Genomic DNA, 17,689 nt, shown 5'->3' with positions numbered 1-17,689 from the left:
GCAGAAGGCGACGCGGTACTCGGCGGCGGAGTGGATGCGTGCCGCAGCCTCCTCGCTCACCTGCCACCCAGCCGCGACGTCCGCCAGGTCCGGACGCGGACTGAGCGTCGGCGAGGAGGCCCACATCCTGGTCGCCGTCAACGGCCACACCCACCGGGGCGCTCTGCGCGGACGGGCCAGGGGCGAGGGCGGCAGCCCCGAGTTCTGGGCCGAACTGGCCTGCGGGGAAACGATCGCGCCGCTCGACCCTGCCGACATCCTCGCCCTGGACGTCGACTTCACCGGCAAACTGGGCCGCACCCTCACGCCCGGGGTCGTCGCCGACCTCGCCCGCCAGATCGCCGAGAAGGGCGAGGGCCCCCGGTGACCGCCGCCTCCAAGGGCCGCGAGCCCGTCGTCCGCAGGGAGGGCGAGTAGCCGTGCTGTGGGAATACCTGTCCGCCGGAGGCGCCGCCCGACGCCGCCGACGCCGCGACGACGAGCTGGTTGCATGGCTCCAGGCCAACCCCGACAGCGAAGCGCCCGAGGTCGCCGTCGCAATAGGCCGCTCCATCGTCCGCATCCACAGGCACCTGACCCGCCTGGAGCGCCAGGGCCGCATCCGGTCCGCGTGGATCGACGGCCCCGTCTTCAACCACACCGTGTACCACCCGGCCCCGGAGGCCAGGCCATGATCAACAGCGAGCGCCGCGCCGCCCGCACCTGAAGGCCCCAGGCGGGGCGCTGGCGTCCCCCCAGCCCCCGCCCGGCCCAACCCTCCACCCTCCTACGCACGATCCTGGAGAACGCAAATGAGCGACACCGCGACCCCGCCCACGGTCGAGGACCAGATCGCCGCCGCCGTCGCGTACGTACGCGACGACCTTTTCCCGCCGCTCCCCGAGGCGTACGGGCCGTGGCTCGTGAAGCTGGCCGCCCGCGCCAGAGCAGGCGAAGACCCGGACATCATGCTCACCGTGCCCAAGACCGTCCTGGACACGGGCGTCGTCCCGCCCCGCGTCCGCCGCGAAGCCGACGGCGCCATCCTCATCAGCCTCGGCGACGCCCTGCGCGCCATGCAACAGGAGGATCTGCTCTACCCCGAGCACGAGCAGCCCGACACCCCGCTGGAAGTCGTGACCCCCATCGTGGCGCTGGCGCTCGCCAACACCGCCGACGCCCAGCACTGGGCCGAGACATACGACCCCGAGCAGGTGACCGAGCTGGCACAGGAACTCGCCCTCGGAACCTGGACCGTCCACGTGGACAAACCGATCCGCGTGGACGAGCAGGGGCGTATCGCCTCCGGCCTCAACGAGCTGCTCGCCATCGTCCACGCGAACCTCCAGGCACCCGTCCGCATCACCTACGCATACGACGACGGCCCCCGCCCGCTCACCTGGCGCGGACCGGCCGGAGCAGAAAGGACCACAGACCGTGACTGACCAGCCCACCGACGACGCGACCTACTTCAAGGTCGCCGACGACATCGACACCCTGGACGAGGTGAACGGCTTCAACAAGAGCGAGTCCGTCCACGCCCTCACCGACGAGCCCTGGGCCGACCCGCTGGACGAGGGCGGCACCGACGACTGGCGCGGACAGCAGGTGGCCCGCGCCACCCCCGCCGAGGCCGCCGAATGGCGCGCCGCCTACGCGACGCTCCTCGCCGCCGCGAAGAAGGCGACCGGCGACCTGGAGGCCGCCCGCTCCGTGTGGGAGGCCGCACAGGGCGTGGCCACCGCCAAGCTCCGCGACGCCTACGCCGACTACGCACACGTCCACGAGGCCATCGACCGCCGCCTGGACGAGGTATCCGATCTGCGCGAACAGGCCAGGAAGGCCGAGCGCCAGCGTGAGGCGCAGGCCGCCGCCGCCCAGGCCGCCGCCGCCGCCCAGGCCGCCGAGGATGCCCAGGCCGCCGAGGACGCCGAGCTGGGCCCCCGCACCTGGGTCACGTTCCAGCCCAACTCCAGCTCCCGCAAGATCAGCCCGGACATGATGGTCCCGGTCATCCACCTCGCCGACTGCCCGCTCACCAAGGGCGGGGAGCACCTGACCTACAGCAACGACTACCGCTTCGCCCGGAAGGCCGAGGTCCAGGACGTGCTCCTGGCCGGAGCCCCCCGCATGGAACGCGGCCGGGCCACCAGCGACCGCCTGTTCACCAAGCTGTGCGGCCGGTGCAAGCCCCACGCCAGCCTGGAAGCCGCGCTCGGCGAGACCTACCTGGCGTGGCGGCTGGAGGTGGAGTCGGCCCAGGAGCCGATGCCTCGCATCACCGCGATGCCCAAGGCGCTCAAGCTCCACAAGGAGTGGAACAACCCCTACGGCAACAGGGACGGCTACACCGTCGTCAGCGACAAGTACTACACCGAAGAGAAGCTGATCGAGCCGCACGAGAAGCTGATCGGCTGGGTCGTCCACATCGAGGGCGACCGCGTCGTGAGCCAGGACCACCCCGAGAAGCTGGACTGGCTGATGGCCGAGCTGCCCAAGCGCGGCTTCGCCGTCCGCCGGGTCACGGAGCCGCAGCGCTACGGCGCGCGCCTCGCGGGCACCGAGTGCAAGACGGCGGTGGCTGTGCGACGCATGACCGCGCACGAGATCCGCCAGGCCAAGGAAGACGCGGCCGCCACCGCCCGCTACCACAGGAACGGTGCACAGGGATGACCAAGGAGACCAGGCCTCACGCCACCGCCACCTGCATCTTCTGCCAGAAGCGCGTCACCCGCGCCTACCCGGAGTCGCCCTGGCGCACGGAGGACGGCGGCTGGAAGTGCCCGGCCAGCCCGCGCGCCGCCGACAGCGGCATCCACCCGCACGAGGCCACCGCATGACCATTCACAAAGAGGCGTTCGTCTGCCTCAAGGCGGACGGCTACATCCACCCCGACCACGAGTCCCGCGAGAGCGTGCTCCGGCGGTACTACTACGCCATCGTCTCGCTCCTCAAGGTCCGCGCCCGGCTCGCCGAGACCTGCCCGGACGTGGCCGCCGGGCGCGCCCGCGAGGCCCTGGTCATCCGCGAGGGCGAGTTCACCGTCGACCACCGCCCGATGTCCCTGCGGATCCTCCTGGCCCAGTGCCGCTGCTGCCCCGACCTCGAACCCCTGGAGCCGATCATGCACCCCGCCCCCGGAATCGCCGAGGCTGTCCACGAGGCCAGCCTGACCGCGCTCGGCAAGCTCCGCTGGTACCAGGACAACGACGGCGGCCTGGCCGCCGTGTTCCGCGAGTACGACGAGGCCCTGGCCCCCGTGCTCGACGTAGCCCGCGAGGACGTGGCCCGCGCCACCGGCACCGAGGCCGCCCCCTCCGCGGAGATGGCCGAGTTCGAGAAGCTGCTCGCCTCCTCCTGCGAACTCGATGCCGCCGACCAGGCCCGCGCCACCGCCGAGATGACCTTCAGCGTTCTGCGCTCCTCGTTCCGCGACCTCCTCCAGAGGGGCGACCAGCAGGCCGCCGTGGACCGCATCGCCTCCATGCCGGTCGGCCTGGCCAACCACCTGCGCCCGGCTCTGGTCAGGCTCGCCCACGTGCTGGAGGCCGCCGACCGGCAGCGCGCGGAGGCCGACCGCTGGAACGGCGAGGGGGTGCCGTCGTGAACCGCCGGTGCGCCAGGGCGGGGCAGTACGAGTGCCCGTCGCCGGTGGTGTGGGCGCTGACGACCGTGCTGCGCGAGGGCTGGCAGTACGCCTGCGCCAAGCACCTCAACCAGGTCCTGGGCGTCATCGCCGACCAGGCCCGCGTCGAGGTGGTCCACGCGGATCGGGTCACGGAGGAAGGCGGCATCGCCGTCAAGGAGATCGACCTGGCGCGCGAGGCGATCTACACCGCCCCGCCCCAGACCTGGCACTACGGCCACCTCAAGTCGGCGATGGAGGAGACCGGCCTGGACGTCAGCGGCGCACGGTGCCGGGAGTTGCTGGAGAGCCTGGCGGATGAGTCCTTCATCACGCGGACGGGAGGGGCCGGATGGTCGAAGCTGTACGTCCTGACCAGCGTCTTCAAGGCTGAGAGCGGGGCAGCCGAACGGGCGATCGGGTGTACGTCCGATGGCTGACGCATGGCGCGCGTGCAATACTGGTGTCTCATCGACTGATGGGAAGAGGTGAGCAGGATGGCGGTGTACGAGCCCAAGAGCCCCGAGCTGGGGAAGAACGCGACAGGGCCACGGGTCAGTGCCCTTCGGGCAATGAACAGAGCTGGCGGCGCGCAGTTCAAGCGGTACGAGCGCGGCGGCGGGGGAACTCCCTCGTACCAGATCGTCACCCTCGACGGCGAGACCCGCGACCTCGCGACCCGGGAGGTTCCCGCGTACGTCGTCGGCCAGGCCGACGGCTACACCGGGTTCCGCGCCCAGGTCCAGGAGGCCCTCGACGCGGCTCTGTCCGACCCCGACGTGTCGGACAGGGAGTCGCTGATGGCGAAGGTACTGTCCGGCCTGGACAGCAGGTGCGGAGACCACCTGCGCCAGGCGGCGCAGTTCTTCCTGAGCAGCGAGCCGCCGGTTCCGGTCGCCGTGGCGTAGCACCGCCCGCACCCAGCCCAGAAAGCCCCACTCCGGCTCCAACGGAGTGGGGCTTTCTGCTGCCCCGACGCCCTGGCCGTGTCGCCCGATGGGCCGTTCACGCAGATTGAAGTAACACAAGGTTTGCGCACAGAGGTGAGGTATGCAATGCTGTGTGCACACCGATCCACGCGGATCGCCCCCACCGCATGAGGGAGAAGCACATGGCTCACATGGTCGAAAAAATGTTCAGCGTCAGGGACACGCCCTGGCACTACTCCCTGACCGGCCCCGACAAGACGACGCTGCTGGACAGCTACCCGGAGACCTGGGAAGCCGCCCGCACCCTGGCCGGGCTCGACTGGGACCCCATCGAGGAGGCCCCCTTCCGCCGCAAGATCGTCATCAACGACGAGACCGGCCAGCCCGAGGAGCAGTTCGAGCAGGTCCACGGCTTCAAGTGGATCACCCGCTCCGACACCGGCCTCATCCTCGACTCCGCCGTCGACTCCTACGAGATGATCACCAACTCGGACATGGGCGACATCATCGAGACTTTCATGTCCGGCCACAAGATCCAGTTCGTCACCGGCGGCTGCCTGGACGAGGGCCGCAAGGTGTGGGCCATGCTCCAGATGGGCGACCTCCTGGAGATCAAGGGCGACCCCTCGCCGACCGCCCGCTACGTCGCCCTCCTCAACACCCACGACGGACACGGCGCGTGCAAGGCCATCGCCACCAACGTCCGCATCGTGTGCGCCAACACCTGGCACTACGCCGACACCACGGCCGAGGCCCAGGCCGCATGCTTCTCCTTCCACCACCGCGCCAACTGGCGTCAGCACATGAAGGACCTCCAGGCCGACGTCGTCGCCGCCCTGTCCGGCGCGGACAAGGAGATGAAGGCGTACGCCGAGCTGGCCGACGAGATGATCACCAAGAAGGTCACGCTGGAGCAGGAGCTCCGGTTCGTGGACGAGTTCATCTTCCCGACCCGCGAGGAGCACAAGCTCAAGCCGCAGGCGCTCGAGAACGTCCGCACCTCCCGCAGCAAGGTGTGGGGACTGCTGGAGTCCAAGTCCTGCGACGGCATCCGCGGTACCGCCTACGGCCTGCTCCAGGCGGGCGGCGAGTACCTGGACCACGAGCGGGCGTACAAGAACCACGAGACGTACCTCAACAGGACCGTCTTCTCCAAGGAGAAGATGAAGCTGCGCGCGAAGAACATCGCGGAGATGGCCGCCCAGGGCGTGCTCTAGCCGCTCCCCAGTCGCCGCCCGCCCGCCCCTCAACCGGCGGGCGGGCGGCGGCCGAGGGCGTCTAGGCTCGCCCGACACGGCGACATCGAGGAGACCGCATGGCACCGCGCAGCCCATGGCGCGACGGACGTATCAACGTCTGCTTCGGGGAGGAGCTGCCTCCCCTGATCCGCCACCACCGCAACCCCCGCTCCCACGGCCTGACCAAGACGTGGCGGCCGGTCCGCAACTCCGGCCGCATGAACAAGCCGGTCGGCGGGCTCTGGACCGCTCCGGCCGTCCTCCCGGCAGGGAAGTGGCGGCCGGTCCCCAAGCGATCCACGTGGACGGACTGGTGCGCCTCGGAGGCGCCGCACTGGATCAACAACCGGTACCAGACCCTGCTCCGCGCCCGGCCCGACGCCGTGTTCGCCGTCATCGACACGGCCGCCGACGCCGTCGCCCTGTACGAAGCCTTCCCCAACGACGGCCACCCCGTGGCCGTGGCCCTGCGGGGAGGCCCGTCGCGCCTGTTCGGGCGGATGATCGACTGGGAGAGGGTGCTGGACCGGCAGATCGCCGGGGTCTACCTGACGGACCGGGGCCAGCACGAGACGCACCTCCCCGAGGAGGACTTCGTGCCGTCGCTGTACGACTGGGACGCCGCGTCCGTGTGGTTCTCCATGCGCGACGCGTACCGGACCGTCGGCAAGCCTCGCCGATCCCCGTGGATCGACCCCGACCCGTACGGCACGGCCTGGGACGACGCGGAGGACGGCCCGGAGCGCCCGGACCTGGGCCAGGCGGCGGCCGCCCTGCGCGGCGCCAACGAGTCGTTGGCCCGCGCCATCGTCGCCGCGAAGAGCGAGGACGCGCCCGCCCTCAGGCTGGCGGTCGAGGAGCTCCGCGCCCTGCCGGAGGCGGGCGAGCCCGGCCAGGTCGCCGAGGCGATCGAGATGTTCGAGGGCTTCCTCCAGCTGTGGGAGGACGAGAGCCCCGGCTCCTGAACCGGTCGGGGCCAGCCCTCTGCCGCTGGCCCCGCCGGGTGCCCCGCAGCCTACCGTCCGGCCGGGCGCACAGCCAATGCTCACGCACGTTGCGTGTGCTAATCTTGTGTCTCATCTAGCACGTCAGGAGACCACATGTTCGACCTTTACGCGGTTCAGGCCGCCGCCGCCCCCGGCGAGGGCAGGCTGACCTTCGAGGGGGAGGGCGGCGAGACCGAGTCGCTGCACCTGGGCAGCCACCCCACAGCCGCAGCGGCGCTCCTCGCCCTCCTCCAGGCGCACGCCGACAGGGCCACGCGCCCCAGCTACGCCGACCCCGGGGTGCAGCCGCCGTTGTGGGGCCACGAGGTGTATCACCGGCCCGACGGCGGCCGGGCGGCGTGCGTGGCCCGCGCCGACGGCACGGGCGTCACGGTGGCGACGGGCTTCGCCCTCGCCAACGCGGGCGACGTCCCGCTCCGGCTGGAGGCGGGCACGACGCTGGAGCCGCGCTGGCAGTGATCTTCACCCGGCCGGGCGGGCGCGTACCCGCCCGCCCGGCCGGGCGTGAGACACTGAAGTTACGCACCATGATCAGGTGTGCTAACCTTGTGACACACGGCACAACGAGACCAAGCTCAGGAGCCCGCATGAACGCCGCTCTCACCGACATCGCCGCGAGCCTGCGCATCCTGGCCGGGCGAGAGACGGAGCCCTCGTGACACTCTTCAACCTGTACGCCACCGGCCCCGGCACGCCGACCGGCCCCGGCAGCACCGGCGACTACACCGATCACCTCTTCCTCGGGTACCACCACGCCCAGACCCTGGCCATGGACGCCCTGCTCCTGGCCGACCAGAGGCGGACCTGCTTCCACGACGGGCGCGGCTGGTACGAGGCCCCGGAGACCCTGGCCCACGAGCTGTGGGCCCGCGAGCTCACCGGCCGCCCCATCCGCGTGGTCGCCCACGTGGTCGCCCGCATCGCCGGAGACACGCTCACCGTCGCGAGCGAATTCGCCGTCACCCTTCCGGGGGGCGAACCGACCGGCGCGCTGGCCGCCTTCGACGAGCGCTACCGACTGATCACCAACCGATCACCCAACCGAACATCACGTCTCAGGCACGTGATCACACCAGGCGGGCGCCTGCCCGCCAAGGGGGCATGACGCATGGCAACCAACCCGGCCGCCCTGAAGCTGGTCCGCGCAGTTGCAGGGACCCCCGGCTTCCAGATGGAAGGCCTCGACGACGGCTCGTTCAAGCTGATCCGCAACGCCATCCCGGAACACGACCTAGACGTCGCGACCGTCAAGATCAGCCCCCGCGCCCACAACCGCCAGTACGAGAACGCCGTCGCCAGGCTGCGCCACATCGGCTGGACGCAGGAGCTGTACGACAAGTGCAGCGAGCTGACCCGCGCTCACCGCATCGCCGACACGGACCCGTACGAGGACCACCTCAAGGCGCTCCTCGACGTACTCGGAGTGGACCCCGACGCCGACGCCGAGGACACCGGCGAGGTGCCCGCCCAGCGGACCGTCAAGCGCCACTCCAAGAACGTCACGACCGGCCGGAGCAAAGTGAAGGCCATGCCCGCGCCGGTCAATCCCGGCTCCGAGGCCGAGGCCATCCCCATCGCCGACGCGCCGCCGTCCGTCGCGGAGATCATCACCCCCGAGCGCGCCCTCGACCTACTGGTCAAGCTGGCCCCCTACCAGCGCCCGCTCAGGGAGAAGAAGGTCGAGAAGTACGCCGCCGCCATGAAGCGCGGCGAGTGGAAGCTGAACCCCGCCGACCCGATCTGCATCGACACCAACGACCAGACCGCCAACGGCCAGCACCGCCTCCACGCCGTGGTCGAGTCCGAGACCCCGCAGCCGTTCTACGTGGCATATGGCGTAGACCCCGACGCGTACCGGGTGATGGACCGTGGAGCGGGGCGGACCGCCGCCGATATGCTCCACGGCGCTGGCGAGGTGAGCACCAAGACACTCTCGGCCGTCGCGAAGCTCGGGTACCTCTGGTTCAACGTGGAGCAGTCGGAGTGGAGAAGCACCCCCGAGGTCACCGACGCCCAGATCTTCGCGCTCCTGGAGTCGCACCCCAATCTGCGCGAATCGGTCCGGCTGGGCGGCATCGGCGGCGGCATGAAGGTCAGCCCCACCGCCAGCAGGCTCGCCCACTACATCATCAGCAGGAAGATGGGCGGCGACACCCGCACCGCCACCGCCTGGTACAGGGCGATCGCGACCATGGACCTGGACCGGGGCCAGCCCGGACACTCGCTGGGCCTCTACTGGCTCAAGAGCACCCCGGCAGCCCAGCGCCGCACGACCCTCAAGGGCCGGACCAAGATGGAGCTCGACCTGTACCTCCTCATCCAGGGGTGGAACAACAGCTGCCAGGGCAAGGAGCAGCGCGGCGTCTCGTGGAAGTCCGACTTCGTCATCGCGCACCCCATCACGCCCGGCCCTAACGCCGCGTTCCCGCCCCTCGACTGACCGGCCATCCGCTAGACAAGTGACCGGACGCCCGCCCGCCGGGCGGGCGTCCCCGACCAGAGAGCAACCCAACCGTGTCTGAGACCCCGCTCAACCGCGCCGAACAGCGCGCCCTCCGCAAGATCACCAGACTCCTCGGCGTCGACCTCGCCCACACCGCGCGCGCCGTGATACTCGCCATCGGCGGCGTCAAGGGCGGCATCGGCAAGTCCACCACCGCCCTGTTCCTCGCGTACTGCTGGGCGCTGCTCGGGATCAAGGTGCTCGTCATCGACGCCGACCCCAAGTCCGGCACCAGCCGCAAGTGGAACCGGCGCGCCAAGTCCGAAGGGCGCGGCGGCCTGCCCTTCACCGTCAAGACCCACGTCTCCGAGGACCTGGAAGACGCGATCCTTGACGAGGGATGGGACCAGGAGTTCGACCTCATCATCATCGACACCGGCGGCGACAACGACCGGATCCTCCGGGCCGCGTACCGCATCGCGGACCGCATGATCCTCACCGCGTCCCCGTCGCCGGTGGACATCGACACCCTCCCCGACACCGCCGAGACGACGGTGGGGGAGCTGGGAGAGCGGGACATCCCCGTCTCCATCCTGATCACCAGCGCCAAGAGTGACCGCATGGTGAAGGACGCCAAGAAGGAGTTGAGGGCGGTCGGCCTGTCCGTCCTCACCTCCGTCGTCAAGCACCGCCTCCCCTACCAGCAGATGTACGGCTGGCCGATCGAGTCGGGGCTTGACTACGTCGCAGTCCAGCACGAGCTGGACAACCCGAAGGAGAATTCCGCATGACGAACCCCTCCCCCTCCGGACCCTCCCGGCGTCGCTCTGGCGGCCTGGGCGGCCTGCTGACCGGCCCCGCCGCCGCCCCCTCCGCGGACCCCCAGGAGCCCCTCGTCGACAAGCTGTGGGCCGTCGTCGACGACAAGACCGGCGACGAGCTGGCCCACGTCCACGCCCCCACCGAGAAGCTGGCCGCCGACGCCGCGATGGAGGCCACCGGCCGGGCGGGCGGGTACAGCCTCACCTTGCTCCCGCCCGCCCCCGCCCGCCCGTCCGGCCGGGCGGGCGGGAGCCCGTCCGGCCGCGCGCAGCTCGGCAGCCCCGCGATGCTCCCGCGCCGCCGCTCCCAACGCCCGGCCCGCGACAAGCTCACCGCCAACGTCTCCGTCTCCGTCCTGGACGCGCTCGACGCCCTGACAATCCGCGACAACAGCCGCAAGTACGACGAGGTGGAGGAGGCCCTGCGGGCGCACCTGAAAGCCAAGGGCGTCCCGATCGAGGAGGACTGACCCCGGATGTGCATGCACTGCGACGGCTCCGACGACCGAATCGACGTCGACGAGGAGTCCGCGCCTTACATGATCCACGAGACGAGCACGGTCGCCCTTCAAGCTGCCGCCGCCTTCAGCAACGGCTGGAGGCGGGGCGCGAAGGGCCTCCTCGGGGACATGATCAGCAAGTGGGGGATGCCCGGCGCGGTCCGGCTGGCATACGTGTGGGGGTCGGCCATGTACTTCCTCCAGCGCCCGCCGGACGCGCCGGACCCCGACACGGGTCACGCCCGCATGAAGGACATCGCCCGGGACCTGACCGGCGAGGAGCCGGACGACGCCCACGTGGCTCGCCTGGTGGTCGTCAACGACCAGGCCGTCACCATCGCCAAGCGCGCGGCCGAGGCCGCGTCCAAGGGGGAAGTGGCGGAGGTGTCCCGGCTGCTGGGCGAGGCCGACGCCGAGGTCTTCCGGGCGGTGATGGCGACGCTCCTGACCGAGGCCGCCTTCGGGCTGCGCTACTCCAGGGACGTGGACGACACCCTGTCCATGGACGTGTTCATGGCGCACGTGAACGCGGACATGCCAGAAGACGACGAGCCGGACGACGACGAGAGGGGGAACGGCCGTGGGCCGGAGGGCTGACGAGATGATGGATGTCCCCGACGACTGGGAGTACGAAGGGGATGAGCCGCCGCCGCGCGGCACCCTGGCCTACCGCCGCCTCATTCTGACCATCTGCGCGGCTGGGGACTACAAGACCTTCCACGCGCGGCTCGCACCGCCGTGGCAGTGGGTCGGCTGGCGGCTGGGGCTGGACGTGATCACCGAGATGCTGCTCCACTTCAGCCGCTCGTTCGACTTGCAGGGCGCGCACCGGCGGGACGCCTTCGGGCACATCAAGCTCAGCGACTTCCTGCGCCTGTTCACGGAGGAGGAGCGGCTGCGGTCCGCCGCCGCCCAGGCCAAGGCCCTGTACCCCGAACTCCCCACGCACGAGGCGTTCGTGCAGGCCATGGCCGGAGGAGAGGAAGTCTGGGGCTCGTTGACCGCCTTCATCCCCGTGTGCCAGCAGGCGCTCAACGCCATCGAGGCCAGCGGCGGGCAGCAGGAACCGGCCTGGCCCATCCTGCTCAAGCACCTGAGCCGCGACGACGACCGGCTGGCCGAGACGAACCTCGCGGTCTCGATGGTCCACGCGTCGCTGCGGGGCCGGGCGATGCCGCAGGGCGAGGGCTGGGTGGACAACTTCCTCCGGGAGGACGCCCTGGGCACGCCGCCCGAGGTGACGGGCAGCCTGGCGTACTACCAGGGGATGGACGCCAAGGCGCGCCACGACGCGATGCCGTCGTGGTGGCACGAAGGCAGAAACGGGGAGGGGCGGGGGCGCGAGCCGCGCTGCGCCTGCGGCCGCCACCGGCCTAATGTGACATAGGGTTTACAGCCATCGTAAGGTGATGCTAATCTGATGTCACACGGCGCATCATCGGCCGCCGGGGGCGACACCCCAGCACCGCTCGCAGGAAGGCCAGCCGTGGACCGCATCCAGCGGTCCCGGCCGCCGGTCACCTGCCTCCGCACACCCGTCGCCCCCGGCCATCCACCCCCGGAGAACTGACCGATCGCCCGCCCGGCCGCCCGCCCGCCCGGGCGGGCAGTAAGGAGAAGCACGTGACCTTCGAAGAAGAGGCAATCGACCTGCTCGCCGAGCTGTTCGGCGAAGACGCCGACATCGTCATCGAAGACACCGGCGCCCAGGTCGACCTGCCCGAGTTCGCGGGCGTCCTGGCGAGCCTGACGCCCGCCGAGCCCGTCCCCCCGAAGCGCGGCAGCGACGAGTACATGGACGTCGTCAGGCAGGTGGCGAGGCTGGAGGTGGCGACCCAGGCGGTCAACGCGCTCCACATCTTCTGGGACGACTTCGGCTGGCGCGGGCCACTCGACCTCATGACCGAGTGGGTCATCCAGATCGAGCACCACCCCAACACAGCCGACGAGAGCCGCGACATGTTCGGCGTCGTGGACCTCGGCACCATCGTCATGCTCAAGCCGAACGAGGAGCACCTCCTGCGCATCGCCTCCCGCCAGTCCCGAGACCCCGAGATCGCCGAGGGCCTCGCCGCGCACGAGGCGTTCTCCTACGCGCTCAGCCTCACCGAGCGCGCCGTCAACGTCGGGGCCGCGTGGAAGCCAGCCTTCCGGGCCGCGTTCGCCGCCGCCCACGAACCCGACCTCACCGCCAAGGACCGGCGACGAGCCGTGTTCGCCGCCTTGTTCCGCGGCCCCGGCCGCACCGACAAGCGCGAACTGCTCCAGGCGGCCCTCATGCTGGCCACCGCCGCCATGGGCGTACGCAACCGCGAGCAGCTGACCGAGAACTTCCTCAAGTCCCGGCAGGACTCCGTGTACGACACCGGCCAGATCAATCCGTCCTGGTCGGCGCACTACTCCCGAGGCTCGTAGCAGCCGCCGGGCGGTCCTGTTACATGACGCTTGCACACACGGTGTACGAGCGCTAATCATTGGTAACACACCACAGACAGTGAGGCCATGATGACAGGAACGCCCGGCCGCTCAGCCCACCACCACCCCGGCGACGGCTGCACCGGCCAGCACCGCAACCTGACCCTCGCCGAGGGCAAGGAGATCCAGTCCCTCGCCGAGCGCATGATGACGCACGCCGCCCTCGCCGACACCCACGCCCGCATCGCCACGGCCCCCGGCCCGTGGGACGCCCTCGCCGACGAAGGCTCCTACCTCGCCCGCCACTACGGCCCCGACGGCGAGTGGCTCCTGTCCAGCCAGCTCGCCCGCCACATCACACTCGGCAGAAACCGCGCGCCCAGCCCGCCGTTCGACCTCCCCCAGCTCGCCGCCCGCTGCCCCGAAGGCGACCCCCAGGCCGCCGCGCTGCTCGCCACGCTGGCCTCCCGCTACCGCGAGCCCAGCACCACCGACGAACAGCTCGGCCACCTGGGGGCCGCACGCCTCCCCCTCCAGGCGTTCGTCCTGCACATGCACACCGGCCACTACCGCACCGCGCACCGCCAGTGGACCGCCGCCTACCACGCCGACACCGGCGCCCCGCCGCTCAGGGCGCTGGCCTTCACCACCCTGCTCGTCCTGTGGGCCTCCCGCTGCGCCCTCGTCCCCGAGGGCTGGAAGCCGTTCCGCAGAGCCTCAGCACCGCTGAACTAGGAGACCAGGCCATGACGCAGACCAGCCCGGCGGTCCCGGAGCGCCGGTACTTCGAGCCCAGAGTCAACGCGAAGGAGGAGCCCATGCGCCGTCGCAAGTTCATCGCCACCGTCATCGGGGCCACCGGCGCGGGCATGCTGCCCGGCGTGCTCTCGGACGCGGCCGTCGCCGCCCCCGACCGCCTCAGCGGCTCCCGCACCCTGCCGACCATCATCACCGACCTGGCCGGGGACATCTGGCGCACCGGCGCGGACTACGTCGCCCCCCGCTCCGCCCCCGCCCGCGCCGACCTCCACGAGGTGGCGATGTGGCAGTGGGCGCAGGCCGTCGTCGTCGCCAACCGCGCCGCCCGCAGCTCTCTCGCCAAGCGCGCCTTATCCCTTGAGGCCGAGGCCGCCCGCCAGCTCGCGATGATCTGCGCGGACCGGTTCGACTACCTGTCGGCGACCAAGCTGTACCGGCTGGCGCAGGGCGCAGCCGACCGCGCCGGTGACCACGAGCTGACTGCGTGGATCAGGACGTCGTGGGCGTACATGCCGCTCTACGTCGGGAACCTGGAGCGCACCGAAAGCCTCTGCACCACCGCTCTCGAAGCCCTCGCCAAGGCCGACCGGCCGGGCGGCCGGGCGGCCGCCTGCGCCTGGGCCCTCAAGGCGCGACTGTGCGGGGCACAGGGCGACGCGGCAGGCGTGGAGGAGGCCCTGCGCGAGGCGTACGGCGCGATGGCCCGCTACACCGACTCCGGGAGCGCCATGCTCCCCGCCCCCCACCACCCCCAGCGCTTCGCCTGGGTCAAGCTGAGGCTCGCCACCGCCGAGGCGTACGCCGCCCTGGGCGACGAGATCAACCACCGCGCCGCCCACGACTCCGCCCTGAGCGACCCGTCCGTCTCCGCGATGCACCGGCCGATGCTCAGCCTCGGCGTGGCCGAAGTCGCCGCCGACCCCGGCCACGCCGCCGCCACCGCCCTCGCCGTCCTCCGCGGAATGACGGACCCGCCCAACCCCGTCGTCGGCCGCGCCCGCGCACTGGCCCACCGCGCGGCCGCCAAGGACCCCCGCGACGAAGCCGTCCAGAGCCTCCGCGTCCACCTGCTCTCCCTCACCAGATGACCTGACCCATCCGCGCTGGCACAGCTTCAAGGAGAAGCCGTGTACCTGATCCTCCCGAGCCACACGCCCGACCCCGAACTGGACCCCGTCATCATGCGACGACGTACCCTGATCGCCGCTGCGCTGGGCCTGCCCGGCGCAGCGCTACCCGCGTGGGCGGCCAGCGCCGCCGAGACACCCGACTCCGACGCAACGCTCCTCAAGGCGTCCTTCGGCGAGGCGTACGGCGCGGCGCTCCACGAGCTGGAGACTCTGGGCGCCCGCTACGTCACCCACGCCGGAGCGCTCGACCGGCACACCATCATGGACACCGGTCTGTGGGTGTTCGCGCAGGCCAACCTCCTCGCCGCCAAGTCCGAACTCAAGCACAAGCGCCACGCCAAGCGGCTCGCCGCCGAAGCGGCCATGTTCGCCGCCGGGTGCTACATCGACTTCGGCAACGAGCACGCCGCGACCGAGCTGTACTCCCGCGCCCACACTCTCTGCGGCGACGGCGACCGCGACCTGCGCGCGTTCATCCACGCGCAGGCCAACTGGGTGCCGATGTACTCCGGGCAGTGGCGCACGGTGCTGCGCCGCTCCGAGCGCATCATCGCCGACGCGGAACAGCACGGCGGCTTCGGGCTGCTCATGGGCTGGATGCACCTCGCCCACGCCCAGGCCATCCTCGGCGACAAGGCCGGTGCCCTCGACTCGCTGACCCGCGCCCAGGCCAACATCAGCCGCGTCCCCGGTGCCCGATCCCCGCAGACCGCTCTCGGGTACAGCGCGACCAAGGTGTGGTTCTCCTCGTCCACGGTGTACGCCGAACTCGGCGACGCGGCCAGGCAGGGCGACGCCCAGCACCGCGCCCTGGAAGACCCGACGCTGGGCTGGATCGACCGCAACCTGATGCGCCTGGGCCAGGCACAGCTCGACCCCGACCCCGAGTACGCCGCCCGCCGCATCCGGATGCACGTCCTCGGCCTGCCGCGCGACTCCTTCAACCACTGCATCAAGGCTCAGGCCATGCGCATCACCGGAAAGCTCAAGGCCAAGCAGATCACCCGGCCCCAGCACGCCGCCGGGAAGGAAGTCATCGCGCTCGGCCAGTACCTGAACACGGTCGAGGTCGCCTGATGAAGCCGCACCTGATCGTGATCTGCGCGGCGTTCGGCTTCCAGTTCGCGCTCCTGGCCCTCGGGTTCTGGACCCGCCGCGTCCCCACGCTCGACTTCTGCAAGCTGTCCGGCATCCTGATGTGCATGGTGACCGGCGCGCCGAAGGAGCCCTCATGATGTGGCCGCTGTCGCTGCTGCCCGTGTCCCTGGTCGCTGGCGTCACGGTCGCCGTGGCGCTCTGCGCGGCCGTCAACGCGCGCCGGATGCGCGTCCTGACGCACGGGGCGGTGATGTCCAACAACCCGGCCGCCATCGCCGCTACAGAGCGTCGCGTCCGGCGGTCGTGGGACAGGCACCGCACGTACGTGCTGCCCACCGTGCTCGTCGGGATGGCGCTGCTCGTCGCGCAGGCGACCGCCTGCCTGGCCGTCGCGCTGCCGGTCCGGTAACACGCCGCGCCCCCTGCACCCCGGTGACACGCCGTCACCGGGGTGCATCTGTACCGAACCTGCTGGATAAAGTGTCGGGTTGGGGCGACAATAGGGGCATGACGACGATCACGAGCGAGACCGGACTGCTCTCCGCAGCAGACCTGCGCTCGTTCGCCAGCGAGATGCGCCGCCGTTTCAGCGACGGCCAGCGCATGTCCGTGCGCGGCTCCTCCGTCGTGCACGCCGTGGACAAGGAGCGGTGGCTGTACGGCGAGATGGTGCCTCAGCCTCTGTGCCACACCGCCGTGTACGGCTGGTCGCCGACTGCCCTCCGCGCGACCCGCGCCCCCGTCTCCTGCATGAAGTGCCGCCGGAAGCTCAAGGCGGCCGACGAGATCCTGCCCCTGTACGGCGGCGACTACCAGCCGCCGCTGTTCACCGTCATGGCGCCGCTGGCCCCCATGCGGCGCGTGGCCTGACAGTCTGGACCCCGTGAATTCCATCTTCGGAGAGCCGTGGGACGCGCCCGTGTGCGAGGGCGCGCCCCGCGTGCCGACGCCGGTCGGCGAGCCGTGCCTGTGGTGCGAGGTCCCCGTGGAGGACGGCGACCAGGGCCAGATGCAGCTCCTCGTCCGCGCAGACGGGACGGCCAAGCTGGTCCCGTTCCACCGCGAGTGCCTCATCCGCTCCGTGGTCGGCCCGCCCGCGCACTTCTGGGGCGAGTGCTCCTGCCACGGCGGTCCTCACCAGCAGCCCCAGACGCCCGCGGAGCGACGCGCCGAGGCGCGTGAATCCATGCGGCTCTGGACGCTGGCGAGTACCGTCGCCACACCAGGCATCCCCCCCGCCTGATTCAGGGCCTCTGGCTTACCTCGCGCCGTCCCCCCGGCGCGAGGCGGGCCGGGGGCCCGCCCCCTTTTCCGCCGTGCCGCTACAGCGACGCACAGGAGTCCGCGTCCCCCGGCCGGGGTAACCGGCGCGCCGCCCCGCCCGCCCGGCCGCCCGGCCGGGCATCATGCGCACCATGGGTGCAGCCATGGAGAGCAGCCGTCAGTCCCTCACGGACTCCGAGCGGAGCCTCCTGGGCAGAGCGGCCCTCCGCGACGGCACCGCCGCCCGCGTCCGCCGTCTGCGCGGATGGACCGTGGACGACATGGCCCGCGAGTGCAACGTGACCACGCACCTGCTCACCGGCTGGGAGAGCGGGACCGAACACCCGTCGCCCGCCAGCTCGTTGAAGGTGTGGGAGGTGCTGGTCGCGGCCTGCACCGCCCCCGAGACCCCCTGACAGAAGCGCTCTGGGAGGGGACGCGCCCACAGAAGCGGCGCACAGCAGAACGACCCCGGCCGGTTG

General features: G+C 71.1%; 25 protein-coding genes and 1 pseudogene. 25 read left to right on the top strand and 1 reads right to left on the bottom strand.

Going from position 1 to position 17,689, the window contains the following annotated elements:
* A pseudogene (locus tag AB0M39_RS38135) lies at positions 1 to 93 on the bottom strand (carboxyltransferase domain-containing protein); the annotation flags it as partial.
* A gap of 326 nt (positions 94 to 419) precedes the next feature.
* On the opposite strand from AB0M39_RS38135, the gene AB0M39_RS38130 reads away from it, so the two are divergent.
* The 25 genes from AB0M39_RS38130 (at position 420) to AB0M39_RS38010 (ending at position 17,623) form a co-directional block, all read left to right on the top strand.
* Positions 420 to 674, top strand: coding sequence for a winged helix-turn-helix domain-containing protein (locus AB0M39_RS38130; protein WP_365372598.1), 255 nt, complete (start codon positions 420 to 422; stop codon positions 672 to 674).
* A 117-nt stretch (positions 675 to 791) separates the two neighbouring features.
* A complete protein-coding gene (locus AB0M39_RS38125; protein WP_365372595.1) occupies positions 792 to 1,424 on the top strand; it encodes a hypothetical protein in 633 nt (210 codons plus the stop codon).
* The gene (locus AB0M39_RS38120) at positions 1,417 to 2,652 is read left to right on the top strand and encodes a hypothetical protein (protein WP_365372592.1); all 1,236 of its coding nucleotides are present in this window, start codon (positions 1,417 to 1,419) and stop codon (positions 2,650 to 2,652) included. The genes AB0M39_RS38125 and AB0M39_RS38120 overlap by 8 nt, the downstream gene beginning before the upstream one ends.
* The gene (locus AB0M39_RS38115; RefSeq protein WP_365372589.1) at positions 2,649 to 2,819 is read left to right on the top strand and encodes a hypothetical protein; all 171 of its coding nucleotides are present in this window, start codon (positions 2,649 to 2,651) and stop codon (positions 2,817 to 2,819) included. The genes AB0M39_RS38120 and AB0M39_RS38115 overlap by 4 nt, the downstream gene beginning before the upstream one ends.
* The gene (locus AB0M39_RS38110) at positions 2,816 to 3,586 is read left to right on the top strand and encodes a hypothetical protein (RefSeq protein ID WP_365372586.1); all 771 of its coding nucleotides are present in this window, start codon (positions 2,816 to 2,818) and stop codon (positions 3,584 to 3,586) included. Before AB0M39_RS38115 ends, AB0M39_RS38110 begins: the two co-directional genes overlap by 4 nt.
* Positions 3,583 to 4,044 carry a hypothetical protein gene (locus AB0M39_RS38105; RefSeq protein WP_365372583.1) on the top strand — a complete coding sequence of 154 codons (462 nt, stop codon included), beginning with the start codon at positions 3,583 to 3,585 and terminating at the stop codon, positions 4,042 to 4,044. Before AB0M39_RS38110 ends, AB0M39_RS38105 begins: the two co-directional genes overlap by 4 nt.
* 132 nt (positions 4,045 to 4,176) lie before the next feature.
* The gene (locus AB0M39_RS38100) at positions 4,177 to 4,512 is read left to right on the top strand and encodes a hypothetical protein (RefSeq protein WP_365372580.1); all 336 of its coding nucleotides are present in this window, start codon (positions 4,177 to 4,179) and stop codon (positions 4,510 to 4,512) included.
* Between the two features lie 203 nt (positions 4,513 to 4,715).
* On the top strand, positions 4,716 to 5,750 hold the full coding sequence (locus AB0M39_RS38095) for a DUF932 domain-containing protein (protein ID WP_365372577.1): 1,035 nt from the start codon (positions 4,716 to 4,718) through the stop codon (positions 5,748 to 5,750).
* Between the two features lie 98 nt (positions 5,751 to 5,848).
* Entirely contained in the window at positions 5,849 to 6,736 is an 888-nt protein-coding gene (locus AB0M39_RS38090) for a hypothetical protein (RefSeq protein ID WP_365372574.1), read from the top strand.
* A 135-nt stretch (positions 6,737 to 6,871) separates the two neighbouring features.
* A complete protein-coding gene (locus AB0M39_RS38085) occupies positions 6,872 to 7,237 on the top strand; it encodes a hypothetical protein (protein WP_365372571.1) in 366 nt (121 codons plus the stop codon).
* Positions 7,238 to 7,433: 196 nt separating this feature from the next.
* Complete coding sequence (locus AB0M39_RS38080) at positions 7,434 to 7,883, top strand: hypothetical protein (protein WP_365372568.1); 450 nt, start codon at positions 7,434 to 7,436, stop codon at positions 7,881 to 7,883.
* A gap of 3 nt (positions 7,884 to 7,886) precedes the next feature.
* Positions 7,887 to 9,218 (top strand): hypothetical protein, encoded by a 1,332-nt coding sequence (locus AB0M39_RS38075; protein ID WP_365372566.1) that lies wholly within the window; start codon positions 7,887 to 7,889, stop codon positions 9,216 to 9,218.
* A gap of 74 nt (positions 9,219 to 9,292) precedes the next feature.
* Complete coding sequence (locus tag AB0M39_RS38070) at positions 9,293 to 10,012, top strand: ParA family protein (RefSeq protein WP_365372564.1); 720 nt, start codon at positions 9,293 to 9,295, stop codon at positions 10,010 to 10,012.
* Positions 10,009 to 10,512: a hypothetical protein gene (locus AB0M39_RS38065; protein WP_365372561.1), complete on the top strand. Its 504-nt coding sequence runs from the start codon at positions 10,009 to 10,011 to the stop codon at positions 10,510 to 10,512. Before AB0M39_RS38070 ends, AB0M39_RS38065 begins: the two co-directional genes overlap by 4 nt.
* A gap of 6 nt (positions 10,513 to 10,518) precedes the next feature.
* Entirely contained in the window at positions 10,519 to 11,139 is a 621-nt protein-coding gene (locus AB0M39_RS38060; protein WP_365372559.1) for a hypothetical protein, read from the top strand.
* Positions 11,140 to 11,143: 4 nt separating this feature from the next.
* Positions 11,144 to 11,929: a hypothetical protein gene (locus AB0M39_RS38055; protein ID WP_365372556.1), complete on the top strand. Its 786-nt coding sequence runs from the start codon at positions 11,144 to 11,146 to the stop codon at positions 11,927 to 11,929.
* Positions 11,930 to 12,165: 236 nt separating this feature from the next.
* Positions 12,166 to 12,957: a hypothetical protein gene (locus tag AB0M39_RS38050; RefSeq protein WP_365372553.1), complete on the top strand. Its 792-nt coding sequence runs from the start codon at positions 12,166 to 12,168 to the stop codon at positions 12,955 to 12,957.
* A gap of 87 nt (positions 12,958 to 13,044) precedes the next feature.
* Positions 13,045 to 13,692 (top strand): hypothetical protein, encoded by a 648-nt coding sequence (locus AB0M39_RS38045; RefSeq protein WP_365372550.1) that lies wholly within the window; start codon positions 13,045 to 13,047, stop codon positions 13,690 to 13,692.
* 11 nt (positions 13,693 to 13,703) lie between these two features.
* Positions 13,704 to 14,804 (top strand): hypothetical protein, encoded by a 1,101-nt coding sequence (locus tag AB0M39_RS38040; protein ID WP_365372548.1) that lies wholly within the window; start codon positions 13,704 to 13,706, stop codon positions 14,802 to 14,804.
* 39 nt (positions 14,805 to 14,843) lie between these two features.
* On the top strand, positions 14,844 to 15,923 hold the full coding sequence (locus AB0M39_RS38035; protein ID WP_365372545.1) for a hypothetical protein: 1,080 nt from the start codon (positions 14,844 to 14,846) through the stop codon (positions 15,921 to 15,923).
* Complete coding sequence (locus AB0M39_RS38030; RefSeq protein ID WP_365372542.1) at positions 15,923 to 16,081, top strand: hypothetical protein; 159 nt, start codon at positions 15,923 to 15,925, stop codon at positions 16,079 to 16,081. Before AB0M39_RS38035 ends, AB0M39_RS38030 begins: the two co-directional genes overlap by 1 nt.
* Positions 16,078 to 16,353, top strand: coding sequence for a hypothetical protein (locus AB0M39_RS38025; protein WP_365372539.1), 276 nt, complete (start codon positions 16,078 to 16,080; stop codon positions 16,351 to 16,353). The genes AB0M39_RS38030 and AB0M39_RS38025 overlap by 4 nt, the downstream gene beginning before the upstream one ends.
* 98 nt (positions 16,354 to 16,451) lie before the next feature.
* A complete protein-coding gene (locus AB0M39_RS38020; protein WP_365372537.1) occupies positions 16,452 to 16,814 on the top strand; it encodes a hypothetical protein in 363 nt (120 codons plus the stop codon).
* A gap of 13 nt (positions 16,815 to 16,827) precedes the next feature.
* Complete coding sequence (locus AB0M39_RS38015) at positions 16,828 to 17,187, top strand: hypothetical protein (RefSeq protein ID WP_365372535.1); 360 nt, start codon at positions 16,828 to 16,830, stop codon at positions 17,185 to 17,187.
* A gap of 172 nt (positions 17,188 to 17,359) precedes the next feature.
* A complete protein-coding gene (locus tag AB0M39_RS38010) occupies positions 17,360 to 17,623 on the top strand; it encodes a helix-turn-helix transcriptional regulator (protein WP_365372533.1) in 264 nt (87 codons plus the stop codon).
* Positions 17,624 to 17,689 lie beyond the last annotated feature (66 nt).

Source organism: Streptomyces sp. NPDC051907, assembly GCF_040681075.1.
GTDB lineage: Bacteria > Actinomycetota > Actinomycetes > Streptomycetales > Streptomycetaceae > Streptomyces.
This window is presented reverse-complemented; position numbering and strand designations above follow the sequence as displayed.